Source organism: Enterovibrio norvegicus FF-33 (assembly GCF_000286835.2).
GTDB classification, from domain to species: Bacteria; Pseudomonadota; Gammaproteobacteria; order Enterobacterales; family Vibrionaceae; genus Enterovibrio; species Enterovibrio norvegicus_A.
The window spans coordinates 2,076,286-2,102,949 of the sequence record NZ_AJYD02000038.1 but is presented as its reverse complement, the minus strand read 5'-3'; the positions used below and the strand labels follow the sequence as shown (position 1 = coordinate 2,102,949).

The following is a 26,664-nucleotide window of genomic DNA, read 5'->3' as shown; positions in this document are numbered from 1 at the left end:
TGAGTGAGCCGTATTCGCCCGCCAAGGTACCGTTTGGAATGGTTGGCGTGTCGCCTGTATCCGCATCCGTGATCGTGATGGTGCCAGAAGCAGTTTGTGTCCCGACATCTTCAGTGAGGCTGGCGGTGGTATCGCCTGTGATCACCGCGGCATCCTCAGTGCCAGTGACATCAACCGTGATTTGCTGCACTGTGCCGTCTGAGGCGGTCAGGGTGAACGCTTCTTGTTCGGTTTGATTATCGTTAAGTGCGTTGGCTTTAGCTGGATCGATGGTGTAAGTCCATGCGCCATCAGTGAGCGTAAAGGTACCGTAGTCACCTTCAATAGTGGTGTTGGTAAAGCTTGGCGAGTCACCGTCGTCCACGTCAGAAATTGACAGGGTGCCTGATGTGCTGGTTTCCGGCGTGTCTGCACCTAAATCAACCCCACCAGTGGTGACGCCTGTGACCACAGAGGCATCATCGCTGCCTGTCACCGTGATAGTGATTTGGTGCTCTGAGCCATCCGACGCGGTGATCGTGATGGTGTCAGTTTCTGAATCACCGTCACCCAAAGACTGTGCTTTGCTAGGGTCAACCGTGTACGTCCACTCACCGTCGGTCAGAGTGAGGCTACCGTATTCACCTTCCACCGTGCCGTTTTCAAGGGTGGGCTGGACAGCAGCATCAGGGTCGTTGATGTTGATAGAACCCGATACCGAAGCCTCGCCACCTTCAGCCACGCTGGCGCTGAGATCCCCGGTGACCACGGCGGCATCGTTAGTTCCGGTTAACGAAATGACCACATCGACCGTTGAGCCATCACTCGCGGTGAGGGTAATGGTGTCAGTGGTTTCTTGACCTTGAGCAAGAGATTGCACCGCGTCGGTGTCAACCGTATATGTCCATGCGCCGTCAACGAGGGTTAACGACCCGTACTCACCTGCCAACGTACCATTCGGAATGGTTGGGGTTTCGCCTGTATCTGCGTCCGTGATCGTGATGGTGCCCGACGCGGTTTGCGCGCCAGTATCTTCGGTGATGTTGCCGGATGTCTCACCGGAAATAACCGCGGCATCATCCGTGCCTGTAATAGTGATAACGATGTCTTGCGTCGTGCCATCGGAGGCCGTGACCGTGATGGTATCCGTCGCGGTATCACCGTCAGCGAGCGATTGGATCGATGCGCTGTCAGCAGTGTACGTCCATGCGCCATCCACCAAGGTCAGCGAGCCATATTCCCCCGCCAACGTGCCGTTTGGAATGGTTGGCGTGTCACCGGTGTCTGCATCCGTGATCGTGATGGTGCCTGACGCGGTTTGTGTGCCCACGTCTTCAGTGATCGCCGCGGTGGTATCACCCGTGATAATCGCTGCATCATCTGCGCCTGTGACATCCACGGTGATCTGTTGCACCGTGCCGTCCGAGGCGGTCAGGGTGAACACTTCTTGTTCGGTTTGATTATCGTTAAGTGCGTTGGCTTTAGCTGGATCGATGGTGTAAGTCCATGCGCCATCAGTGAGCGTAAAGGTACCGTAGTCACCGTCGATCGTGGTGTTGGTAAAGCTTGGCGAGTCATTCGCGTCTGCATCTGAGATGGAAAGGCTACCAGAGACTGTCGTGGCGTCGGTGACATCTACATAGTTGATAGAACTCACTTCGGTATAGGAGCCTTCAACAACATTGAGATCGGTACCAGGCAAAATGTCAGGGCCACCAATTTGAACCAACAGTGTCGTGCTAGTTCCGTCACCATTGTCGATTGATAAGACGCCCATGGTGAACACGTTGTCGTAGACGTCTGTGTATTCGACGGTTGCAGTGACGGAAACAGGGTAAGACTGACCGTCGAGTTCTATGGTTTGGTTTGCTGAATTGTTTAGCTGACCGTCACTGTCTGTAATGGTCGCGCTGAATCCCGCTGAATCGAAATGCATCGAGCTAGGCTGTGAACTGGCATTGAATTGCTCGCCATCCACATCGATATCATCACCTAATACAAAGACATTGTTTATTGTGATTTCTGGGCCAATCTGCGCGGTGACAGTGCCTGTGAAATCGCCACTCACAACGGCAGCATCGTCGGTACCTTCAATGGTAATAACAATGTTGTGTTCTTTGCCTTCACTGTCTGTCAGCGTAATGGTATCTGTGGTGCTTTGATCTGCGCCTAGCGATTGTGCGGCACCAGGGTTGAGCGTGTAAGTCCATTCACCGTCGACCAGCGCCAAGCTGCCAAACGTTCCTGTGACGGTCGTGTTTTCAATAGTCGGCGTGTCACCTGAGTCTGGGTCGATCAGCTCTATCGTGCCGGACGTCGTAATAACGCCTGTGCCTTCAGTCAACACGCCTGTGGTATCACCCGTTAGCACGGCGGCATCATCTGTGCCTGTAACTGAAATCACAAGCGCATGGGTGCCGCCCATTGAATCTGTGATCGTAATAGTGTCGGTGACTTCTACGCCTTCACCCAATGCTTCGGCAAGCTCAGGATCTAAGGTGTAGGTCCAATTCCCATCCACCATGCTGAATGAGCCGTATTGCCCTTGCTGATTGCTATCCGGCAACGTGGGGTTGTCATTGGTGTCAGGATCGCTGATGGAAAGACTGCCGCCTGTTGTGAGCGCGCCAGTTTCATCGCTCACACTGCCACTGGTCTCACCGCTCAATACGGCAGCATCTTCGCTGCCTGTAATGGTAATAACGATGTCATGAACTGTGCCGTCAGAAGCCGTGACACTGATGGTATCTTGGGTGGTTTGCCCCTCGTCGAGGTATTGTGCCAGCTCTGGATCAAGCGTATACGTCCATGTGCCGTCAATCATTTCAAGTGTGCCGAATGCCCCCTCAAGCGTGCCATTTGGCAAGGTTGGATTTTGGCCTTCATCCACGTCCACAAGGTCGATAGTTCCCGTTGCTGTGAGCGAACTAGAGCCTTCTTTGATAGCCCCTGTTGTATCGCCTTCAAGCACAGGTAGTTGGTCTGTACCAGTAATGGTGATCACAATATCGTGGGTAGAGCCATCGGATGCGGTGATCGTAATGGTGTCTGTCGTGCGTTCACCCTCTGGCAATGATGCCGTACTGTCAGGATTTAAGGTATAGGTCCACTCGCCATCGACTAGCGCTAAGGTACCGTAACTGCCATCAATACTGTCATTGAGCAAGGTGGGTGTATCGCCTGTGTCAGGGTCGATAATTTCAATCGTTCCGCTGATAGTTAGGTTATCGTCATCGCTGAGAGAACCTGTGGTATCACCACGAAGAACAGGATCGTCGTTCGTCCCCGTAATGCTGATCACTATGTTTTGCTGTGTGCCATCGCTCGCGGTGAGCGTGATGACATCGGTATCTACTTCACCTGCGTTGAGCGCGCTCGCTGCTTCTTTGTCCAGGATGTATGTCCAGTTACCATCAACCAGTTCGAGTACGCCGTACTCACTTTCGATTCGTGTATCTTCGAAAGTTGGGGCGTCGTCGGTATCTGCATCAGAAATACTGATGCTTCCGCTGACTGTAACCGCCTCATCAGATGTGAGGTCGGTAACTGCACCGCTAAATTCTCCGCTCACAACAGGCAAATCATCCGTGCCTGTAATCGTGATGGTAATGTCTAACGGCGTCCCATCTTTTGAGAAAACCGTGATGGTGTCAGGCATCAAATCGCCAGCATCTAGCGCATCAAAAGTCGCGTTGTGCGTGGGATCTGTGGTGTAGGTCCAGTTGCCTGCAGAGTCAATCGTAATGTCACCAAATTCGCCAGTGAATGTGCCGGCTTGGAAGGTGCTCTGACCTGTGTCTGCATCCACGACATTGACACTACCTGAAGTTGATAATTGGCCATCGGCTTCGGCGACAGAAACATTTGTCATGCCACCAAACACTGCCACGTCATTAGTGCCGTCAATCGTGATCGTGATGGTTTGAATGGTGCCATCTTCCGCGCGAACACTGAGCGTGTCTGTCAGCTGCTCACCATCGCCTAAGCGATTGATCGCACCGTTGTCGTCTGTGGTGACGTATGTCCAGCCTCCGTCGGCATCAATGGTGATTTCACCCCAACGTCCTGCAATGGTTTGCGGGGTGAATACATTGTCGTTTCCATCAACATCCGTCGAGGTCAATTGGCCGCTGGTGGACAGGGTGCCGTCGGCTTCGACGATAGTGCCAACAATATCACCGGCAATCTGCGCCGGATCGTTTGTCCCTATGATGGTGACAAGAATGTCAGTTTCTGTGCCATCAACTGAGCGCACCGTGATGGTATCAACGCGTTGTTCGCCTTCTCTAAGTGTATCGAGCGACGTACTTTGGGATGGGTCCGTGGTATAGGTCCAATTTCCCGCACGATCAATGGTGACAGAACCAAAGTCGCCCAGGTATGTGCCCGCTAGCATGAAGGATTCACCCGCATCAGGGTCGACGATATTTAATGAGCCATTAACGCTGATAACGTCATTGGTTTCATACACATCGCGGGTGGTAATCGCGGAGAATACAGGCGCATCATTCACACCCTCAATAGTGAGGACGATTTGCTGTTCAGTGCCATCTTCCGCGCGTACTGTGACGACCTCGGTGAGGGTTTCGCCTTCCGCTAAGCGTTCAATAGCGCCCGTTGGGTCGGTGCTCGTATATGTCCAGTTGCCGTTTTCATCGATGGTCACTTCACCACGAGGTGTGGTAAGTGTTTCCGCGATGAAGGCGTTGTCGTTACCATCAATGTCAGTGGACGAGAGCGTGCCAGAAGTTGACAGTGTGCCACTGTTGTCAACGATAGTTGTGGCAATGTCACCGCCGATAATGGCATCGTCATTGGCACCATTGATACTGAGTGTGATGATGGTTTCGGTACCGTCGACGGAGTAGACGGTGATGGTGTCTGTTACCTTTTCCCCGTCCGTCATCGAGTTGATGGCCGCTTTATTGCTGTTATCTACTGTGTATGACCAGTTCCCAGCACGGTCAATAATCACGGTTCCCCATTCCCCCTTAAACGACCCAGGTTGCATAAAGGACTCGCCTGCGTCGGGGTCAATAATATTGATCGAACCAGCGGCCTTCATTATGCCGTCACTTTCCGTTATCTCACCAGAACTTATGGCAGAGAAAACGGGTACATCATTACTGCCTTCAAACGTCAGGGTAATACGTTGGTCCGTGCCATCGGCTGCTCGCACGGTGACATATTCGTTAAGGGTATCCCCTTCACCAAGCCTTTCGATCGCTCCCGTTGGGTCGGTCGATGTATAGGTCCAGCTGCCATCTTCATTGATGGTCATTTCGCCACGCAGTGTTTGAATGGTTTCTGCAATAAAACGGTTATCTGCCCCGTCAGCATCACTGGAAGTGAGATTGCCCGAAGCAGTCAATACATCGCCATCTGTAATGGTGGCCGAAAGATCCCCCGAAATTTTTGCTTCAATGTTCTCTTCTTGAGCATTGGATGCGCGATTAAACAAGTTGGCGTATCTCGCCGAGCTGAGCGATTCGACTTGGGCGCCGGTTAAACCAGCGGCAAATAATCCGCTGGTGTCGAACATTTCGATGCCGCTGACTCCGCCCTGGTACCCATTCGATTCAATGATGACTTGTTCACCAGCGGATGAACTATTGAGTTCTTCGCCTGCAGCGGTTTCAGTGTCTTCAAGTTGCGTTGGATCATCTCCTTCCTCCAATGCGGCGATAATGCTTTGCACATCAGAAGGCAAATCTAGGCTATCGAACCCTTCATCGTTAAGCAGCAGTGCTTCATCCAGCACATCGACTTGTTCGTCATCTTCGGTCACAAGCCACGCATTTTTGCCTTTCGGGACGGAAACCAGATCACCCGTATGCAACTGCATATTGGCTTGAGCTGGACTGACTTGACCGTCAGGTTTAACAACAAATGCCTGTCCAACAACCTGACTGAGGACCAAGGTGATAGCCATAAAGAACTCCCGTTAACAGATTGACTCGAAAATGAGTCTAAAGATTCAAACTTGATTTACTGATTAAACCTAGTACATAAATTTCACTACTGATAACTGGGTTAGGGGACGGGAATAAGGTTTTTGATAATTTGTGTTTCATATCTGAGACTGATGAATGTAAAGCATTTTTTGGGAAACGTTCCTCCACATTTATGACAGTGATGAAAGCCAAGGCATATCCCTTTTTGATCACGGTTCGTTGATGCAGCCTAAAGGCAATTTTGTCTATGGCATCACACCAAATTGGCAGTGGTTATAAAAAGACACTAGTTTTAAAGAGGAATTTTTTGATTCGATAATGAGACAGCGAGAGAAAGCGACTGACGCTAAATACGTACTAGGAAATGCGGTCTCATGCAGTGGAACGAAGTGCTTTTACGCTCGATGAACATGTGAAGCGGACCGTCGATGTTGATTTGGCGAACCATTTTGAGCGTTTAGCGCTTGTATAAAACCAGTCTGAAGGAAGACCTAATGAAAGGTTTGGTGAAGAACGAGCCGCTAATTGTGCTCGCCGATGAAGATCTCTCTCACATTGATTTTCACCAGCAGGTATTGAGCGAAAGTGGCTACTGGCTCCGTTCAGTGGCAACACCGGCGAAACTGATAACGATTTTAGAGCAGCACCCTGTCAATATTCTTGTGCTTAGCATGGAGTTTACGTTTGAAGGTGGTGATTCATTAAAAGCTGCTGTAAAAAAAATCCGTTCTCTCCCCACTTGTAAAGACACGCGAATTATTTTGACGTCAATGCATTTTTCCGACGAACAAAAACAGGCGGCTTATCGCGCTGATGCAAGTGATTATATGGTGTACCCCATCGCGCCTGATGAACTTTATCTCAAGATGGGAACCCACCTTGTTGCAGGGGCGCGAAAGGGTATCTCGGGGGCATTAAGCCGCAGCTTTAATTTGCTGTCCGAAATGAATATGGCGCTTTATCCGCTTGTCGCAACGGCGGTGAGTTGTACGCAAATGCTGAAACAGACGTCACTGAGCAATAAGCAATCTGTCTATGTTGAAAGCATTAGTGGGGCAATGAAGCGCGCGTCGGTTATCGGCGACAACTTACGTGATTTTGAAGAACTGTCGGTTGGCTCTATTACGCTCGAAAATACGCCCTTTGATCTTGGGCAGTTATTGGAGAGCCTGCGCGACTACTTTGTCGGTGAGGCGGAAAGTCGTTCTGTGGAGTTGCTGTTTAGTGTGCCATTGGATGTACCTCGTTCGCTCGTTGGCGATCCGGACAGACTGCGAAGAATTCTGCTGAATTTAATCTCCGAAGCCATTGTCATCGGTGGCGGCTGTCCGATCATTTTAAGCATTAATGCGGGAACACTTTCTGAATCGAGCGTAACGCTTGAATTTGCGGTGCATCAAAATATCACTGATGATGCGTCGCCATGTGATGATTTGGATGAACTTGCCGAACGTGCAGCCATGGCAATGTCTGAGTTGGATGAGTCGCTCAATCTACTCATTGCGTGTTATCTCATCGAAAAAATGGGTGGCGAGATCCACCAAGAAGGGGGGAGTGAAGATTCCGGCATCTATTTCAATCTTGAACTTCAAGTCGCCAAAGTCAGCACAGATAAAAGTTTTGCCGTACCCGTTGATTTGCGTGGACTGAGAGTGTTGGTTGTTGATGACAACCCCTCATCCATCGCTGTGCATTCTGCAATTATCTCTTCACTCGGCTTTCATTGTGAATCTGCCATCGATGTCGACAGTGCGTTTCATGCCATCAAAGAAGGACACTTAGATCTCGACGGAGAACCGTTTGATCTCGTGTTACTCGATTGGCACATGCCCGGCAAAAAAGGGTTTCATTTACTAGAAAAGCTACGCAGTGACTTGACGCCAGAGCAGATACCGTTGGTCATTGTGATCAGCGCCTTTGACCGCGCTATCATCGAGAAAGACCGTGGAAACGGGAAAATTGATGGCTATTTGCATAAACCCATTTCGGCTTCCGTGATGTTTGACACCATGATGGAAGTGTTGGGTGAAAATTTGCCTAAAACTCACAGTCGAGTGCTTGCAGCGCAAGGAAAATCAAACGCTGTCACGGTGAGTGGCGGTGGGAAGCGTATTCTCGTGGTGGATGACATGTCTATTAATCAGCAAATTGCGAAGGAAGTCTTGATTAGCAATGACTTCCAAGTTGATGTTGCGGAATCTGGCAGAGAGGCGGTGGTGAAAGTATGCCCAGCACCAGAATTGTACGATGCCATTTTAATGGACTTGGAAATGCCGGATATGAATGGGTTAGAAGCCACGCGTATTATTCGTGAAACGGCAGATGAAGAGTCGTTACCCATTTTTGCACTGACCGCTCATACCATGGAACGCGATCGTCAACGTTGTCTTGATGCCGGAATGAACGATCATGTTTCCAAGCCGCTTGACGCGGACGTTCTACTCCAAAAATTGGCCGTATATTTAGGGCTAGCGGTGACCTCTAGAGACAATTCCACGCCAGAAGAAATCGAGCAAAAAGAAGAATACGAATATGTTGATATCAGCGATGGCATCAAGCGCGTGATGGGCAATGAAACACTTTATTTCAAACTGTTGAGTGATTTTGTGCACCAAGCTAGGTCGCAAGAAAATCAAGTGTGCGCACTTATCGAGTCCGGCAAGTTAACGGAGGCTGCGGACAATGCACACACCGTTGCTGGCAGTGCGGGGAATCTGTCTGTCATTGCATTGAGGAATTCCGCCAAGCAATTGCAAAATGCCTTACTTGCGTTAGGAGACCACCAAGCGTCTTTAAGTCAATTCCGTCGTGATGTTGATAATGCGATCAAAGAGATTGGTAACATTTTACTGAAACGAAGTAACGTGGCGTTATCGACTGTCCATGCCCAAAGCGATGAGACAAAGGCACAGGGCAACGCGGGCGGATCGCCAAAAACTGGCAATGGGTTCCGGGAAAGGCTGATCTTGCTTGAATCGCAAATCATGACGCAAGACATGATGGCCATCGATAACTACTACCAGATGTTGGTTGATTTCTGCGACATGGCATCCAAGCTCAAGCCCGTAGGAGACAAATTGATTGAACTTGATTATCCGCAAGCATTAATTGCGCTGAAAACGTTCAAAACCGAGCAGAATTTAAGCACGGAAACGACGGCAGAAGGGGGCGCGTCTCATGCTGGCTAATCATAGTGCTACCGACAAAGACACGGTGCTGATCATTGATGCGTCACCCAATAGCATTCGTATTTTGAACGCCATACTTGGTGAAGAGTATCGGGTCATTTTCTCCACAACTGGTGCAACGGCGCGTGTGTTGATGAAGTCTGAACAGCCAAAATTAATTTTGATGGACGTAGAGCTTCCGGATATCGATGGTTTTGTGCTTTGCCAATCTTTCAAAAATGATCTCACTACCAAGGACATACCCATTATCTTGATCACCGAGCATCAGGAAGATGAAAGTCGTGAGATGGGGTTGCGCATTGGCTGCGCAGACTACATTTCCAAACCCGTTTCGCCCGCCGAAGTGAAACTGAGAATTTATAATCAGCTGCGTATTCGACGAAATGAAGATCTGATTATGCAACGAGCCTTATACGACTCCTTGACAGGATTGGCTAATCGCAATCTAGCGTTGGATCGCCTGCGCCATGCCATTGCACATGACCTGCGGCGTGGTCTGTTGACAGCGGTTATGTTGCTCGATATTGATAGTTTCAAGATTATTAATGACACATTGAGTCATGATGTTGGTGACCAAGTATTGGTTGAATTGTCCCGACGCATTGTTGACGCCGTGCGGGAAGTGGATACCGTTGGGCGAGTGAGTGGCGATGAGTTTCTTATTGTTCTTCCAGGACTCCATCAAACTGAAAATGCCTGCCAGATCGCCAGTAAACTGCGTAAAGCGCTCAATAAACCCATTTCGGTGAATGGAGGAGGTGAAGTGCATGTCACTGCCAGTATTGGCATTTCTATTTCACCGCTAGATACGGATGATTTTAAGCGACTGTTTGCGAATGCAGATATTGCCAAGCATCAAGCGAAGAGTGGCGGGAAAGATTCATACCGCATGTTTACGTCCGAAATGAATGACAATGTGCATCGACGTTTACGCATTGAATATCACCTAGTTTGGGCGTTGGCGCGCAACGAGTTATCTGTGGTCTACCAACCGTTTATCGACCTGAAAACCAATGAAGTTGTGGGCGCGGAAGCATTGCTACGATGGGACAACAGCGAATTGGGCTCCGTGTCCCCAGTTGAATTCATTCCCATTGCAGAGCAATCCAATCTCATTTACGAGGTTGGCAAGTTTGTGCTAGCGACCGCCATTCGTGATTTTTCTCATCTCACCAATGCCGCGGGCCATTTGCTTAACGTAGCGGTGAATATATCACCTCAGCAAATCCGGCAAGCAAACTTCATCGATGACCTTCAAGCGATCATGGACAGTGAAGAGTTTGCACCTGAAAGGTTGGAGTTAGAGGTCACGGAAGGTTTGTTGCTCAGTCAGCAACCCTATGTCAAAGAGATGATAGCCAAACTGCATGACATGGGAATGGCATTGTCGATGGATGACTTTGGCACAGGCTATTCTTCGTTGAGTTACCTGCTGCAGTTTCCTTTTGATGCATTGAAAATTGACAGAGAATTTATCGATGGCATCACGGATGTCGAGCTAAATGAGGCGCTTGCCACTGCAGTGATCTCGATGGCCCAAGGGCTCAAGATGAAAACAGTGGCAGAAGGCGTTGAAACACAAGAACAACTTGAAATGCTGAAATCAAAAGGCTGTGATTTGGCACAAGGGTACTATCTTAGCCGTCCTATCGACATTGATGCGTTTCGCTTGTTCTTGGGCATAGAGGACGTGTTAGAACAACAACTGGCAGACAATGAATCCGAGGCCGCGCAGAATTAGGTGTGATCCGTTGACACTAAACGTTGTTCGGCTGGGCAAGCAAAGACAAGGCGCTACAAGCGCCTTTCTTATACCTTAATATAATCTAGGTTACCAAAAGTATACTGGTTGACGCAGTAATCAAGGTTACTATAGGTTACTTAGGGTACTCTTTTCATCGAGGTTGTCATGAGTGAAAAAATCAACATTGATATCGTCTCTGACGTTGTTTGTCCGTGGTGCATAATTGGCTACAAACGATTGGAAAAAGCGATAGAAGAATTGGGCATGCAAGATCGAGTAGCCATTGAATGGCAGCCGTTTCAGCTAAATCCTTATGTTGGCGAAGAAGGGGAAAACCTGCGTGAGCATTTGATGAAAAAGTATGGCAATAGTAAAGAAGATGGCATTCGTTCACGCCAACAGTTGACCAACCTAGGGGAAGAATTGGGTTTTTCATTCAATTTCTTTGACGACATGAAAACCTATAACACGCGTGATGCACATTTACTGCTCGATTATGCCAAGTCACAAGGAAAGCAAATGGTATTGCAGCAGCGCCTTTTTGACGCCTACTTCTCTGAGCAGCAGGATATTTCTAGCCGAGAGACGCTGGCGAAATTAGTGGCAGATATTGGCTTGAATGCAGATGAAGCGATGTCGGTGTTAGGCGATGCGGAAGCAGAGAAAGCGTTAGACAAAAGCCAAACTTATTGGCGTGAGCTCGGTGTCTCTTCTGTACCAACCATTGTGTTTAATCGAGAGAGCGCTGTAACTGGCGCTCAGCCTGTTGAGGTGCTTAAGCAGATTTTGAAAGAAGTGTATTCTCAATAATAAGAGTATTGATGATTCGAACGTTCATTAGAATGCCCTGAAATAATCGAATCACAAGGACGTAAAAATGAGTTTGTTGGCTCACCCGCTATGGCGAAAACCTAGGCACCACTTAGACAGCGATCAGTCCAATGACCATGTGCACTGGATGGAGCTTTTTTACGATTTAGTCCATGTGGTTTCCATCTTTGTAATGGGTAACTTTTTAAGCCATCACCTGAGCTTTGCTGGATTTGCTGTTTTTGTTTGTCTGTTCGTTGTGGTGTGGTTTGCATGGTTCGATCTTAGCCTGTTCAACTCGCTTTACGTCAGTACGGATATTCATCATCGTTTGCTCATGGCGACGCAGATCATCACTGTGATGCTAATGACATCTTCCATCAATAGCATAGACGCCGGTGGATGGAGTTTTTTCGCTGCTGGCTATGCGTTAAACCGCGGGATCATTGCGTTTCTCTATAGGCGCGCTCGCCTTGTAGGGGATTCGCAGGCCTCACTTCCAGGTGAAATGTCGAGAAACTACACGATAGCCGCCTGCATATTTGCGGTGAGCGCGTTTATTCCGCCACCTTATGGTTACTTTGTGTTTGCCCTCGGTATGATAGTGATTTGGGCGGGATTCGGGTTGCCTAAAATTGGCACGATCCGCTTTGAACGTTTATTACCACGACTTGGACATATGGCAGAGCGTTTTGCGTTATTGCTGTTAATTGTTGTTGGCGAAGGGTTCTTTAAACTGGTCATTACCTTGTCTAACGTAGGTATCGACCAGGTGAAACCTGATGTGTTCGTTAACTACATGATTGGTGGGTTTGCTCTCTTTGCGATGGCGTGGATCTACTTTGATTTTGCTGGTAATGGAAAGCCACGCAACACTGAAAACCGTACCATGGTCCAATGGACCCTTTCCCACCTACTTCTCATGCTCTCTGCCGTCTGTGTAGGGGTTGCCTTATCGGCTGAAGTGAAGATAGGTTTTTGGGATCACTATCCATTAAAATACGCGGTGTTGGGCTGTTTTGGCCTTTCGACATATCTTTATAGTTTATTGCTGATCCAAAACGTCATTGAGGAACGTGCGGCGCACCGTTTTGCGACTGCCAAAATACGTATGTTTGGCATTGCGATGTCGTTTTTGACCTTGGCTTTGGTGTCCTTTGTGCCGGCTTTGGTTGGTAACTTTCTTTGGGGGATGGCGCTGTTCTCGCAAGTAATTATCCCGGCCACCAATGCCTATCGTGCTATTTCTTCTGAAGAAGCGAATAAAGCAGGTTGATGTCAAATGCGGACGCTGGACGAGTTGGACAATGCGTTACCTGAAACGGTAAGCCCATTTCAAATTGGAGTGTTGATTCTCTCTGTTTTTGTGGTGCTTTCTTTGATGGTGGAAGTCCTATTTCCGTTATCTGATGAAACGAGAGAGATCCTTTTATATGTTGATACGCTGATCTGCGGCGTGTTTTTCATAGACTTTGTGCAGCAATTTCGTGCCGCCAAATCTAAGCTGGCTTACATGAAATGGGGGTGGCTGGATTTGATCTCCTGTATCCCTTTGATGGACATCAACCAATTCGCGCGGATCTTGCGTGTCGTGCGTTTGATACGTGCGATTAAATCCATTTCTATGCTCACTCACACCATCAGTGAAAATAAGGCGTCATCCTCACTGCATTTTCTGATCGCTTCATCTCTTATTATGATGGTGTTTGGCTCAATCTACGTGTTGTATTTAGAACGCGGTATACCCGGTGCTAATATCCAGACCGCTGCCGATGCATTTTGGTGGACATTCATCACTATCACGACGGTAGGGTATGGAGACTTTTATCCAGTCACATTCGAAGGTCGCATTGTGGCCATCATGCTGATTACGATGGGCGTGGGCATGTTTGGTAGTTTCACCGCGGTATTCGCCTCTTGGTTAATTGTGGAACCAAAGGGTACAGAACCCGGTGATCTTGAAACAAAATTGTCAGCGAAGGCAGAGAAGGAAGCCATGGCATTGCATTCAGAGGTGCAGTCGCTTCGCGAGGAGATACGAGAGCTCAAAGTGCTTTTGAAAGAGAAGCACCAGTGATCAGAAACGAATAGACTCTTTAAAGTCAGACGTCCTCACAATGCAACGTTCAGCACACCGTAATACAGGTAATCTGGATTACGCCCATCCATATAAACGTCTGGGAGTTACAAATCTAAATACAGCCTTAGCATGTCTTTATGTTGCACGCCTTTCTCCCAAATTGGCTCGTCATAGTTATCAAGGAAATGATTTTTTATCACCGCAGATACACGAAACCCCATACGCTGATAAAAAGCGAGTTGATGACCAAATGTACCTGTACCTAATTCTAACCGCTTAATTTTCTTGTTTCGCGTGAACTGAATGACGTGCTTCAGAAGATCAGTGCCATATCCACTCCCCTGGAATTCTGGCGAGACGGAAATGTTGAATAATTCGGCAAGATTGGTGTCCGTTTTCTTAATGACACAAGCGGCAATGACTACCTTATTTTGAAACCCGGCAAAACACCAAGAATCCAGCAAATAAGAGGCGATACTGGCTGCAGACGGATCGGCTTCCAAAAGCAATGATGGAGGAACGACTCTCGGCGGCACTTCCGCAAATGTCACTTTTTGATCCAACGGGCAGTCAAGGGTATTCAGCATGTTACACACCCATTTGATGGGGTTTTGTTTACCATCCAGTTCATGTTCTTCCTGAGAGAGTGACTCGTCTGACTAACATATTTCTTAGGTTGCCAGAGTATGAAAATAAACAATTGCATCAACATCACGCATTGCTGACGTTAATGGCATTTTATACAAGCAGATACGCGTAATTATCATAAATGGGTCAGAAAATTTGATCTGGGGAAATGTATTTATGATTGCTCTAAATTATGTTTTGCTAACTTTCGCCTAAACATCAATTCTTTGATATGCCATTCCAACATGCACAAGATGAAACAAGCGGAAACGACCATCAGAAAGTAACGTGGGAAATTTTGGAAAAAAACTTCGATGACAGTGGGGTCTTCGAATAAATATAGAGAGATAAATCGTCCGCTTATTAATGCAATGATACAAAACAAAAACCTTTTTGAAACATAACTGAGCATGCCATTACGACGTGTTTGTTTCCAGCGGAAGAATTTGTGATCCTGATCCATGGTGAAGCAAAGCCTTCGTTAAGCGTTGGCTAAGAGGATAATTTTTTATTGGGCAGAATTGGGTGAAAGTTAACCATTATGCGATCTGATTAATAGTAAATGTTTTTTGCAATTGGCTTTTGAGTTAGTGGTTAGCCAGTAGCTGCTCGATTGTAAAAGCGGGGTGCGTCTTTTCGAGGAAGATGAATCAAATTGAGATTGGCTTGGATAGCGGTATTCACAGCCAGCGATGTCGGCGTGCCCAATGTAATTAAAGTACCCACACCCGCCATTACGGCTTTTTGTACCAGTTCAATACTGCATCGACTCGTGACGAGCAGTGCGTGAGAGTCTTTTAATATCCGGCCACGTAAGGCTGCCCCCAGCACTTTGTCGAGCGCGTTATGTCGACCTATATCTTCACGACAAAGCAATATATCCCCATCGGAATTAACCAGCAAAGCGGCATGTATAGCACCACTGATATGACCCAGCGATTGCCATTGGCGCAATGTGTCGCGTAACTTCAGGATTTTGTCATTTTGCAACGGATCTACGTGATTTAACGGCTCTAGATTGGGAATAGCATGCTCAAGTGATTCCGCACCACAGATGCCGCACCCCGTTCTTCCTGCTAAATGACGCTTGGTGAGTGACATTCTTGCATGAGCGCGATTGGCTAAGGTAACGTGCGCCAACAAGGCATCATTTTCTGTATCAACCACGATGTCGTGGATCTCGCTGCCGTCACGAATTACGCGTTCGCTATAGGAAAACCCGTAAACAAAATCCTCGATGTCTTGAGGTGTCACCATCATGACTGCGTGGCTGACACCATTGAAGGTGATCGCCAGTGCAGTTTCGGTTGGTAGGGTTGAAAAGCACGTCACATCGTTCTCGTCATCTATGTAGTGATGCAGAGAATGGGGAGGAAGAGAGCACTCACCCGGCGCAATGACGGCTGCAATGGCAGGGTTGGTTTTGGGTTTTGTCATTTTTGACTCTTGGTTGTTTGCGCGCGCTTATTTCAATATCGCTTATAAGGTGGCGGGATCGGGCTTTGTCACTTTGATGACCTTTACAACATAGCATAGTGCTAACCAGAGAGGTGTATCCACGTTGTTTGTGAAAAAGTGATTTACGCCTTGTCGCAAACACTGCGGGTGCAGGCGCAATTTCGCACTCTGCCTATACTGCGCGTCTTTACCATGAGTGGGATAGCGAGGCGGTTTTCCGCCCGATAGCGATGAAATGACTACACTTTTGGTGCAACCCGCCTCCGTTTTCATCGGGGGGATTGGATTCATCCGCGACTCAGGACAAGGGAATGACAGACTACTCAGGATTCGGACTGTTTAAACATGCACTTACCTTCCATGAAAATTGGCAGCGTGTTTGGCGCAACCCCACACCTAAACCTTATTACGATGTCATTATCGTCGGTGGCGGTGGACATGGCTTAGCAACCGCGTATTACCTTGCGAAAGAGTGCGGCGTGAAGAACGTGGCCGTGATCGAAAAGGGTTGGCTGGGCGGAGGAAACACCGCGCGTAATACCACCATCGTTCGTTCGAACTATCTTTGGGACGAAGCGTCGCAGCTTTATGAACATTCCCTCAAACTTTGGGAAGGGTTGTCGCAAGAATTGAATTTCAATTTGATGTTCAGCCAACGCGGCGTGCTTAACCTTGGTCATACCTTGCAAGACATGCGAGATATTGAGCGTCGTGTGAGTGCCAACCGCTTAAATGGGATTGATTGCGAAGTGCTGGATACGCAAGCGGTTCAAGACTTAGTGCCGTTGCTCGATTGCTCCGAAAACACTCGCTATCCCATCATGGGCGCAAGCTGGCAACCGCGAGGCGGCGTGGCAAGGCATGACGCGGTAGCTTGGGGTTTTGCGCGAGCGGCTGACCAATTAGGCGTGGATTTGATTCAGCAAACCGAGGTGACGGGTTTGCGTATTGAAGACGGGAAAATCAAAGGGGTGGAAACCTCTAAAGGGTTTATCGGCGCTGAAAAAGTGGGTTGTGTCGTGGCGGGGAACTCTGGCGAACTGGCACGCATGGCAGGGATGACCTTGCCGATTGAATCGCATCCATTGCAGGCCATGGTATCTGAGCCACTCAAACCGTGTATTGATACGGTGATCATGTCCAATCAAGTGCATGGTTATATCAGCCAATCTGACAAAGGCGATTTGGTGATTGGTGCAGGTATTGACGCTTACAATGGCTTTGGTCAGCGTGGCTCTTTCCCTGTGATTGAGCACACCATTGCCGCCATTATCGAAATGTTCCCTTTCTTGAGCCGTGTGAGAATGAACCGCCATTGGGGTGGCATTGTGGACACCTGTCCCGACGCATGCCCGATCATCAGCAAAACAGACATCCAAGGGCTGTATTTTAACTGCGGTTGGGGAACGGGCGGCTTCAAAGCAACGCCTGGTTCCGGTCATGTTTTCGCCCATACCCTTGCTAATGACAATCCTCACCCCCTCGCAGCCCCGTTCAATATTGACCGTTTTGTGTCGGGTTATTTGATTGATGAGCACGGCGCTGCCGGTGTTGCGCATTAACGTCACGCAGTATTGGAAAAGGAACTGACATGCTACGTATCTATTGCCCTTACTGTGAAGAACACAGAGAAGAAGACGAATATACCTATGGCGGTGAGGCGCACATTGTTCGCCCGCAAGACCCTGACGCCCTGAGTGATAAAGAATGGGGGCACTACCTGTTTCATCGAAAAAATATTAAAGGCAGTCACCGTGAAATGTGGTTTCACGCGGCAGGCTGTCGCAAATTTTTCAACGTGCAGCGCAACACCGTCACCTACGACATTGAAGAAGTTTACAAAGTAGGTGCCTCAGCATCGGATACGAATGGGGAGGCAGGCGCATGAGTCAGATTAATCGCTTACCGCAAGGTGGAAGAGTTGATCGTGATTCGTCGCTGACGTTCACCTTCAATGGGAAAGTCTATCAAGGGCACAAAGGTGACACCTTGGCGTCGGCGTTGATCGCCAATGGTGTCAAAGTGGTGGGGCGCAGTTTCAAATATCACCGTCCGCGCGGCATTGTTGGTGCTGGCGCGGAAGAGCCGAACGCGATCTTACAACTGGGCTCTTTGCCTTCCACTGCATTGCCCAATCAACGGGCGACACAAACAGAATTGTACGATGGGTTGAATGCACGAGTCGTAAACGCTTGGCCAAGCCTTGAAAAAGACGTGATGGGGATGGTGGGTAAAATTGGTGGCGCGATGATGCCCGCAGGCTTTTACTACAAAACCTTCATGTATCCCGAGTCGCTGTGGCCGACGTATGAAAAACATATTCGCAATGCGGCAGGGCTAGGCGAAGTCCCCGGTGCTAACGACCCTGATAAATACGACAAAATGCATCATCACTGCGAGGTGTTGATTGTTGGCGCGGGCGCGGCGGGCTTAATGGCAGCGAGCGCACTGATCGGGCAAGGGCTTCGCGTGATATTGGTCGATGAGCAAGCCGAAATGGGCGGCAGTCTACTGCATTGTCGTGAGCAAATCGACGGCAAGCCTGCTGACCAATGGGTTGCAGATACTCTTGCCAAACTGACAAAAGATCCTGATTGCACTTTACTGCATCGCAGCACCGCATTTGGTTACTACGACCATAACTTCGTTGGGGTGGTCGAGCGAAGAACGGATCACCTTGGCGACGAAGTACATGGCGTTCGACAACGCGTTCATCATATTCGCGCTGAACGTGTGTTACTGACGACAGGTGCGATTGAACGCCCGTTGGTCTTCGGTAATAACGATTTACCCGGCAGCATGTTGGCGTCTGCGGTGTCAATTTACCTGCGCCGCTATGGTGTCGCACCGGGTGACACGCTGGTTTTGATGACCACCAATGACGAAGCCTATGACACCGCGATAGATTGGCATGAAAGCGGTCGAACCGTCGCAGCGATTGTCGATACGCGTCCGTTTTCCGACGGCGAGCGTGTCCAACAAGCCAAAGCATTGGGGATCACTGTGCTTCAAGGCCATGCCGTGATGAACCTTCAGGGTGGACATGAAGTGACAGGCGCTGAAGTTGTGCCCATCGATAAAACAGGCAGCAGCGTCACGGGAACCACGCAAGTGATAGCCTGTGATGTGGTGGCAAGCAGTGGAGGCTGGAGTCCGGCTCTACACTTAAGCTGTCACACGGGTGGACGCCCTGTGTGGAATGAAGATATTGCCGCCTTTGTGCCTTCAAACAGTGTGAAGGGCATGGACTATGCGGGTGCTGTGATCGGCCAAAGTGCACTAGTAGACGTGATCAAAGATGGTGCCGATGCCGCGCTACGAGTGGCTGAGGCGCTGAATGTCTCACTTGAAACGCCCGCCATACCAGTGGTAGGGGCAATCGCAACAGATTTGGGTATGGCACTGTATCTGGCGCCGCACCGTTTGCCGGTCAGCCGTGCGCCAAAACAGTTTGTGGACTTTCAAAACGACGTGACCGCGGCAGGCATTGAGCTTGCCGTGCGTGAAGGCTATGAGTCCATTGAGCACATCAAACGTTACACAGCGATGGGCTTTGGTACGGATCAAGGGAAAACAGGCAACATTAATGGCATGGCTATCGCCGCCAATGCCATGGGTAAAACCATACCGGAAACAGGCACGACAATTTTCCGCCCTATGTATACCCCTGTCACCTTCGGTGCCTTGGCGGGGCGTGATGTCGGAGCCATGTTTGACCCTGTGCGTTATACCGCCATGCATGCATGGCATGTTGAGAAAGGCGCGAAATTTGAAAATGTCGGACAGTGGAAGCGTCCTTGGTATTACCCGAAAGGGGATGAAACCATGGCGCAGGCACTGGGCAGAGAATGCCGTGCGACTCGTGAGAGTGTCGGGATTTTAGATGCGTCCACCTTGGGGAAAATTGATATTCAAGGCAAAGACGTACGTGAGTTTCTCAACCGTATTTACACCAATGGTTGGGACAAACTCGCGCCCGGACGTTGTCGCTATGGCCTGATGTGCCATGAAGACGGCATGGTGTTTGATGATGGTGTCACTTCTTGTATTAGCGACGAGCATTTTTTAATGACCACCACATCCGGTGGCGCTGCGGGCGTGCTGCGCTGGTTAGAAGCTTGGCATCAAACCGAATGGCCTGAACTGGATCTTTACTTCACCAGCGTGACCGATCATTGGTCAACCATGACCATCTCAGGTCCAAACTGCCGCAATGTGCTTAAGCAGTTAGTGGGCGACGAAGATATCTCCGAAGAAACCATGCCCTTTATGAGCTGGAAACCGATGATGGTCGCAGGGGTGGAAGCCCGCGTGTTCCGTATCAGTTTCACGGGTGAACTGTCGTTTGAAATCAACGTAAATGCCAACGCGGGCATGTATGTGTGGGAACAAGTGATGAAAGCGGGCGAACCGTATGGCATTACCCCTTATGGCACGGAAACCATGCACATTCTGCGCGCTGAAAAAGGCTTTATCATCGTGGGGCAAGACAGCGATGGTTCCGTGACGCCGCAAGATCTCAACATGGGTTGGATAACCGGTAAACAGAAAACGTACAGCTTTATTGGTCGTCGTTCATGGGCGCGAGAAGACACATCGCGAACCGACAGAAAACAGCTGGTGGGGTTGAAGTGTACCGAACCTAGCAAGGTTATCCCAGAAGGGGCGCAAGCGGTTGATAACCCCAATCAGCCCATTCCGATGACCATGGTTGGGCATGTAACGTCTTCCTATTACAGTGACGTTTTGGGCGGTTCTATCGCGCTGGCGCTGATCAAAAATGGCTTAAATCGTATGGGGGATCATGTGCATTTCCCCTTGGCGGATGGCACGGTGTTGGAAGCGCAAATTTGTAGCTCGGTGTTTTATGACATCAAAAATGAAAAGCCACTAACGGTCAAAGACGTGGATGTGTCGCCATTGTCAGAGGTCTTTGCGGTGAAAAATGCCTTACCGCTGCATCATTTGGGCAAAACCCATCCCACCGCACCGGGTGTTCATCTTCATGAATACGACGGGGTGAGTCAGTTGATCCTTCGTGGTGAAGCAACCGCCGAATTCGCGGCGAATGTTGAACAAGTACTTGGGCTCTCGCTGCCGACATCTGCGTGCACCTCATCCGTATCAGAACGTCATGAAGTGTGGTGGTTATCGCCCGATGAATGGTTAGTATTGAGCTTTGAAGACTCGGCACAACAAACCGAAGCGTCGTTGCGTGCTGTATTGAGCGGGCATTATCAGGTCGTGGATGTATCTGGCGGACAAACCTTGCTGACGCTGACAGGATCGCATGCTATCGATGTGCTGAAAAAATCCATGCCCTATGACGTTGACCCGCGTCATTTCCCGATTGGGAAGTGTGTGGGAACGACGTTCGCCAAAGCGCAGGTGTTCATAAGACACAGAAGTGAGAACTGCTATGACCTTATCGTGAGGCGAAGTTTTGCGGATTACGTGGCATTGTGGCTTCAAGATGCGAGCGACGAATATGGCATCGCGCTCGATTGCTAGTCAATGAACGAGATTTCTTAGCCGTCATTTCACAATCAAAATCAGCCCGCCATCAGCGCGGGCTTTTTATGGTTGGCTATATCAAATGAGGAACGACATTCCTGCCAACGAGCATTGCGAACTGGCTATGATCGAACAAAGTCAATAAAAGAGAATGCCCTGTTGTCTGTGATCACCGACCCTTACTTCTATCTGTTAGCTGCGCCGGCGGTGCTGATCTATGGCATCGGTAAAGGTGGGCTTGGCGGCGCATTGGGGATCATTGCGGTGCCTTTGATGGCCTTTGCGGTTGCTCCGACGCAGGCTGCCGCTATCTTGCTGCCGATATTATTGGTCATGGATTTTTTTGCGGTGCGATACCACTACAAGAATGCGGATTACAGCGTCATAAAACGCATGTTACCGGGCGGGCTGGTGGGCATTGCGCTCGCAGGTTTTTATATGCATGCCGTGCCACAGGCGGGGCTGAAACTCACCATCGGCGTCTTGTCCCTGTGGTTCTGCGGGCACTATGTGCTGTCTGAACTGGGCGTCATGAAAGCCGCGAAAAGACGAAGAGGGAGACTGTCGGGATCAATTTGGGGCGGTATTAGTGGATTTTCGAGCACCACGGTACATGCAGGCGGCGGGCCCGCGAGTATTTACCTGTTGCCGCTGAAACTCGAAAAAGTGACGCTAGTAGCGACCATGGCGGTGTTCTTTGCCATGTTGAACGTGGTGAAAATTATTCCTTATGCCGCCATTGGCGAGTTTGACCAAACCAACTTGCTGACAGCGCTGATCTTAATCCCTCTTGCCCCATTGGGTGTGGCGATGGGCGTGTGGTTGCTCCATCGCGTCAGCCAAACGCTAATCTATCAACTGTGTTATCTCTTTCTGTTTCTATCAGGTATCAAGCTTTCTGCTGATGGTCTCTTGAGTCTTATCTGAGCGTTGCGTTTACAGTTGCCTGCTCAATCGAAACGCGAGCGAAACGGCGAGCGATTGTGCCAAACACAACGTCGCTGTTTGTGATCGGAATGACTCAACTTCCGCTTCTTTAATCACAAAACACACATCACTATTTGCCGCCAATGGGCTGACTTGGCTATCAGTAAACACGATTTGTTTTGCTTTGGCGGCGGCTCCTCGCTCACAAAGCTCGATGGTCTCGGGCGAGTACGGAGAAAAGCTGGCACCAATGACCACATCTTTTTCATTCACGAGTGCTAATTGCTCGGAGGCCATGCAGCCAAAGCCATCCACTAACACAACGCGACGTTCCAAATGGCGTAGAGCATAGGTCAGGTAAGAGGCAATGCTGAATGCGCGCCGCATGGCGACCACGTAAATGGTATCGGCGTTTTCCAGCAAATTCACCGCGGTATTCAGTTGCTCGGGACTCACTGCACTGGTTAGTTCTTGTAAAGCGACCGTATTGGCATGAGAAAACTGCTGAAGAATGTTGCTAGGGGTATCTAAGGACGCGTCAGTTTGGCTTTCTTTAAGCAGCTTGGCGCGTTCAGTGTAACTGCTGGTTTCTTCCACCAGATTCTTGCGAAAAAGCTGCTTCATTTCGTTGAAGCCACTGAAATCAAACGCATTGGCAAAACGGATCAGCGTGGAAGGTGGCACACTGGCATGGGTCGCAATCACGGCGACAGTATCAAAGGCGATGCTGTTTGGGTTGTCGAGCACATAATGGGCGACTTGTTGTAATCGCTTGCTCAAGTCGTGATAGCGCTGTCGGATTTGCTGTTGTAATTCAGCGAGGTGTGTTGCCGTTGCCATAGTGTATCCAGTTAGACTCCATCTATGGCAAGTGTAATGTTTCGAAATCAAATTGGAAATGGAATTTTTGTTTCGCCACTGGAAAGGTATCGCCCAATCTGGTGTTGGGCAAACCGTGATCAGTGAAATACGATTGGCGTAGACCTATTGCGAAAACCTATTGCGAAAAAGTGATGTGTTTAAAATGCGGATTGTCGATAAGGACATCTAATGTGAGTAATTGGTCTAACAAGACAAGCACAGTCTTGCTATTCACATTCATGGCGATGCATTCTTGTTTGTCGCCGTTGCGTGCTGTGTCTTGCGCAATTCCTTCCACCACCTCACCGGATTTTAATACAAGCTTGATGGGGTAATGAAACAGACAGACGATTTCTACATAGTCATATTCTTCGCATTTGATCAACGCCATATCCTCCTGTGTGACCCTTGTATTAGTGTCGTCTAGGATTATGTTAATTGCTCGTCGTGTCTTCAGGTAACACCAATGTACGCACTTCCACTCGTCGGTTTTGGGTTTTGCCTGCTGTGGTTTTATTACTGGCAATGGGGGCGGTTTCGCCACGCGTCAGTGTCTTGATTTTTCCTGATGAATTTGGGTTGACCGATGTCACCAACTGGACTTTTACCGACTCTGCACGTTGCAAGCCGAGTTTAAGGTTGTATGCATGGGTACCAACACTGTCAGTATGACCTTCAATGGACAGCGGCGTGTCAGTACGCTTTATGGTGTCAACGATGCCCGCCAGAATTTTCTTACCCGTTGGCGTGAGCGATGATTTATCAAAACCAAAATGCACCATGGCAATTAGCTGGTTGTGCTTCACTGCAACACTTGGGGTTTCTCTGACTAAAAACTCGGCACATTGTTTGTTTAAGCCAGCATTGACCATTGCTTCAATGAACAAAGGGGTCGCAGGATGGCTATCCACAGATCGTTCTAACTGCAGATATTGTGCGCGATGAAACAGAACTTCTGTGGAGGGTTCAAGCTTGACACGAAAGGCGACCTCGGTATTTTTGTCGACGCAAATGTCTTCAAAAACCGTGGCTGGAAGCGTTGCTGCTGCACATTGCATGGGCAGAAGACTCGCGGTAAAAAGCAAAGCTGTAAGAGTAAGCGCTGGTTTCATAATTATTCTCGTAGTGTTCTTTTTCTAAATTAGCCGAAATGAGCGTTATTGATCGTAGTGACGGAAATAGAGGTGGCCTACTTCTTCGCTGATGAGTTCGAGCACCGTGTCGTAGATCTCCTGATACGAATCAGCCGATTGAATATTGTCCTCGCCAGCACAGATTTTTAGCCCCGGGTTCTTATCAATGTCATAGCCAAATCCGATGACGAAAATCTTTGCTTCTACTTGTCTTCCCTCAATATTATTGCTTTCTAATGAGCTAAGAATATTATCGCAAAGGCCACGGTTGTAGAGCTGAAGTGCGGCATAGCCGGGGTATCTATTGTCACTGGAATTATTTTGGTTAGGAGAATCTTCGCCATCAGAAAGCACGATGATAAGTTTTCTCACGTTCTTGCCGCGGTTAACAATCTTCCCAGCTTCAATGATTCCTTCATAGGACGCCGTACCGTAAGAAGGATAGAAACGCGAAATGGTTGATCGAAAACTCGGGAAGTCTTCAGTGAGATCGAGTGTTCTGAATGATGAATAATCCTGGGCGTATCGGCCGGTGATACTGGTACGCTTGTTATTTAGTGGGTCGGAGACTGTCGCATTAAAATTGATGTTGGGAATGTTTTTCCACCACTCCCAAGTTAGGCTCGAATAGTTCCCGTAATAGTCCACATTGCTGTAATAGCGGCTTCCATCATGGGGATACATATTGTAACCAATTAAGGAAACGCGGTTGAGGATGCGCTGACCATTGAGCTCAAGTTCTGTTGACTCATTAAACGCTTCGAGTTTTTGAGTGATATCTGAAATCACCTTAATCACGCCTAAGTACTTTGTGTCGCCATTCCAACTATCCAGCATGGAGCCTGAAAAATCTGCCACAAAGGCGACATCAATAGTAAACCCTTGGTACTTTCGCGCGACGGCTGAGCCTTCTAATACCAAGGTTTCTTCATAGCCAGCAGCATAGTCATCTTCTGGGTACCAAGATTCAAATTCTGAGCTGAGAGTGACTCTGTATTCGGTGAATACCAGCCCCTCTTTATCGTATATCCCAGGTTTCCCGCAGTTGCTGCCGTATATCTGATCGCAACTTTTACGTACGATATTAATGTCTGATAGGGTGATTTCACCATCAGGCACATACGCGTCGACAATACCTTTTGCTAATTCCTGATTGGTCGTGGTGTCGAAGGTTGCATTTGCGGCGACTGCAAGTGACGCAACTTCAACGCTATCACCGATCCGTGCATGTGTTTGTAGGTAACGCGTCGATTCCACCGCGAGTGCGAAAACACTGAAAAGCAGCGGGAAGATGATGACAAAGATGATGGAGGCAATGCCGCGTTGATGAGAAGGCAAAGAAACCTGCATGGTGATTTCCTATCGACCGAAAGAAAGAGAGATAGAGCGAACGCGCTCGAATGTTTCGCCAGCCAAATCGCCGTACCAATTGTCGGTGCGATAGCACAGCGTGACCTGATAAAGTGCCAACTTGTTATCAAACTGAGTCACAGGAGAGAGAGCCACTTTTTGCCTGAGCGCTTCCTCGGGCTCACAGGAATATGCACCTAGAGTAAAAATATGTTGGTTCACAACGGCAGTAATGGGGTTTTTATTTGCATCGAATCTTTGCTGCTCGATCACCATACCTAGGCGTGAAATGTCGAAGTTGCCCATGGTGCTGTTGAGCGAGCGTTGTATGAGTGAAAACGACTTAGCGGCCTCTTCGAAGGTCATGGTTTCATTGCCCTCGAACAGCTGTGAGCGTTCTCGCAATAGGCTAACTAAGGAATAGGAAAGGCGATCGAGCTTACCTTTCACGGTTTGTTTGACCACCACGTCCATGCTAAACACGATGATTAGGCTAAGTACGAGTAAGACCATCGAAAGTTCGATGATAAAAACACCACGTTGTTTACTGACTGAATGCATCACGCTCAAACTCTTGTAGGCCAAAAACTTCACGTGACAGTGTCACGGACTCGTCATCAAAAAATAGGGCAAAAATTGGCTTGTATTCATAGCTGATGCGATAGAGCGCAATGGGATTATTCTCTCTGTTGCTTCCGCCACTAAATGCCGGATTACTGACTTGGTTAAAGGAGGTGAAATAGCGCACTGAGACATCAAATTTGTTTGGGTCAACGATCTTCACCCACAGTTGGTCGCTATCAAGCAAAGCTTCGCGAAATAGCGCTTCATAATCCGCATTGGCTGAGGTTCGTGCCGCGCGTGATGACTCTGAAATAGAATAATCGACAACGGAAGAAATAAAGCCCATCACACATATTTCTGCCCAAGCAATCATTGAGTAAAAGAGCATAATGAAACCCATCGCGAACTCGATACTGACAATACCCTGTTGCTTCTTTGATGTGGCTCTTCTGTGCAACGGCTTTTGTTTAAGCGA

The 26,664-nt window shown here is 48.7% G+C and carries 18 protein-coding genes; 9 read left to right on the top strand and 9 right to left on the bottom strand.

The window, feature by feature from the left end; all coding sequences use genetic code 11:
* A partial coding sequence (locus A1OO_RS17530; protein ID WP_017003860.1) for a VCBS domain-containing protein occupies positions 1 to 5,911 on the bottom strand: 5,911 nt, incomplete at its 3' end.
* 516 nt (positions 5,912 to 6,427) lie between these two features.
* On the opposite strand from A1OO_RS17530, the gene A1OO_RS17525 reads away from it, so the two are divergent.
* The 5 genes from A1OO_RS17525 (at position 6,428) to A1OO_RS17505 (ending at position 13,752) form a co-directional block, all read left to right on the top strand.
* The gene (locus A1OO_RS17525; RefSeq protein ID WP_017003859.1) at positions 6,428 to 9,121 is read left to right on the top strand and encodes a response regulator; all 2,694 of its coding nucleotides are present in this window, start codon (positions 6,428 to 6,430) and stop codon (positions 9,119 to 9,121) included.
* A complete protein-coding gene (locus A1OO_RS17520) occupies positions 9,111 to 10,862 on the top strand; it encodes a two-component system response regulator (protein ID WP_017003858.1) in 1,752 nt (583 codons plus the stop codon). The genes A1OO_RS17525 and A1OO_RS17520 overlap by 11 nt, the downstream gene beginning before the upstream one ends.
* Positions 10,863 to 11,030: 168 nt before the next feature.
* Complete coding sequence (locus A1OO_RS17515; RefSeq protein WP_017003857.1) at positions 11,031 to 11,675, top strand: DsbA family oxidoreductase; 645 nt, start codon at positions 11,031 to 11,033, stop codon at positions 11,673 to 11,675.
* Between the two features lie 67 nt (positions 11,676 to 11,742).
* Positions 11,743 to 12,951: a low temperature requirement protein A gene (locus A1OO_RS17510; protein ID WP_017003856.1), complete on the top strand. Its 1,209-nt coding sequence runs from the start codon at positions 11,743 to 11,745 to the stop codon at positions 12,949 to 12,951.
* Between the two features lie 6 nt (positions 12,952 to 12,957).
* Positions 12,958 to 13,752 (top strand): ion transporter, encoded by a 795-nt coding sequence (locus A1OO_RS17505; RefSeq protein ID WP_017003855.1) that lies wholly within the window; start codon positions 12,958 to 12,960, stop codon positions 13,750 to 13,752.
* A gap of 107 nt (positions 13,753 to 13,859) precedes the next feature.
* Here the strand turns inward: A1OO_RS17505 and A1OO_RS17500 are convergent, their stop codons facing one another.
* Positions 13,860 to 14,342 (bottom strand): GNAT family N-acetyltransferase, encoded by a 483-nt coding sequence (locus A1OO_RS17500; protein ID WP_016959138.1) that lies wholly within the window; start codon positions 14,340 to 14,342, stop codon positions 13,860 to 13,862.
* Between the two features lie 634 nt (positions 14,343 to 14,976).
* A complete protein-coding gene (gene fdhD, locus A1OO_RS17490; protein WP_017003854.1) occupies positions 14,977 to 15,819 on the bottom strand; it encodes a formate dehydrogenase accessory sulfurtransferase FdhD in 843 nt (280 codons plus the stop codon).
* Positions 15,820 to 16,151: 332 nt separating this feature from the next.
* Here fdhD and A1OO_RS17485 point away from each other — a divergent pair, with 332 nt between their 5' ends.
* From A1OO_RS17485 to A1OO_RS17470, 4 genes are all read left to right on the top strand, one after another.
* The gene (locus A1OO_RS17485; protein ID WP_016959140.1) at positions 16,152 to 17,402 is read left to right on the top strand and encodes a sarcosine oxidase subunit beta family protein; all 1,251 of its coding nucleotides are present in this window, start codon (positions 16,152 to 16,154) and stop codon (positions 17,400 to 17,402) included.
* A gap of 29 nt (positions 17,403 to 17,431) precedes the next feature.
* The gene (locus tag A1OO_RS17480; RefSeq protein ID WP_016959141.1) at positions 17,432 to 17,728 is read left to right on the top strand and encodes a sarcosine oxidase subunit delta; all 297 of its coding nucleotides are present in this window, start codon (positions 17,432 to 17,434) and stop codon (positions 17,726 to 17,728) included.
* Positions 17,725 to 21,351, top strand: a complete 3,627-nt coding sequence (locus tag A1OO_RS17475; RefSeq protein WP_017003853.1) for a sarcosine oxidase subunit alpha family protein — start codon at positions 17,725 to 17,727, stop codon at positions 21,349 to 21,351. Before A1OO_RS17480 ends, A1OO_RS17475 begins: the two co-directional genes overlap by 4 nt.
* A gap of 162 nt (positions 21,352 to 21,513) precedes the next feature.
* Positions 21,514 to 22,281: a sulfite exporter TauE/SafE family protein gene (locus A1OO_RS17470; protein ID WP_017003852.1), complete on the top strand. Its 768-nt coding sequence runs from the start codon at positions 21,514 to 21,516 to the stop codon at positions 22,279 to 22,281.
* Between the two features lie 9 nt (positions 22,282 to 22,290).
* Here the strand turns inward: A1OO_RS17470 and A1OO_RS17465 are convergent, their stop codons facing one another.
* From A1OO_RS17465 to A1OO_RS17440, 6 genes are all read right to left on the bottom strand, one after another.
* Entirely contained in the window at positions 22,291 to 23,121 is an 831-nt protein-coding gene (locus A1OO_RS17465; RefSeq protein WP_017003851.1) for a MurR/RpiR family transcriptional regulator, read from the bottom strand.
* A gap of 157 nt (positions 23,122 to 23,278) precedes the next feature.
* A complete protein-coding gene (locus A1OO_RS17460; RefSeq protein ID WP_017003850.1) occupies positions 23,279 to 23,533 on the bottom strand; it encodes a Rho-binding antiterminator in 255 nt (84 codons plus the stop codon).
* A gap of 43 nt (positions 23,534 to 23,576) precedes the next feature.
* Positions 23,577 to 24,254 carry an OmpA family protein gene (locus tag A1OO_RS17455; RefSeq protein ID WP_016959146.1) on the bottom strand — a complete coding sequence of 226 codons (678 nt, stop codon included), beginning with the start codon at positions 24,252 to 24,254 and terminating at the stop codon, positions 23,577 to 23,579.
* A 45-nt stretch (positions 24,255 to 24,299) separates the two neighbouring features.
* Positions 24,300 to 25,625, bottom strand: coding sequence for a TadE/TadG family type IV pilus assembly protein (locus A1OO_RS17450; RefSeq protein WP_016959147.1), 1,326 nt, complete (start codon positions 25,623 to 25,625; stop codon positions 24,300 to 24,302).
* A gap of 9 nt (positions 25,626 to 25,634) precedes the next feature.
* Positions 25,635 to 26,186 (bottom strand): tight adherence pilus pseudopilin TadF, encoded by a 552-nt coding sequence (tadF, locus tag A1OO_RS17445; protein ID WP_017003849.1) that lies wholly within the window; start codon positions 26,184 to 26,186, stop codon positions 25,635 to 25,637.
* The gene (locus A1OO_RS17440) at positions 26,170 to 26,589 is read right to left on the bottom strand and encodes a pilus assembly protein (RefSeq protein ID WP_241819162.1); all 420 of its coding nucleotides are present in this window, start codon (positions 26,587 to 26,589) and stop codon (positions 26,170 to 26,172) included. Before A1OO_RS17440 ends, tadF begins: the two co-directional genes overlap by 17 nt.
* Positions 26,590 to 26,664: the final 75 nt, after the last annotated feature.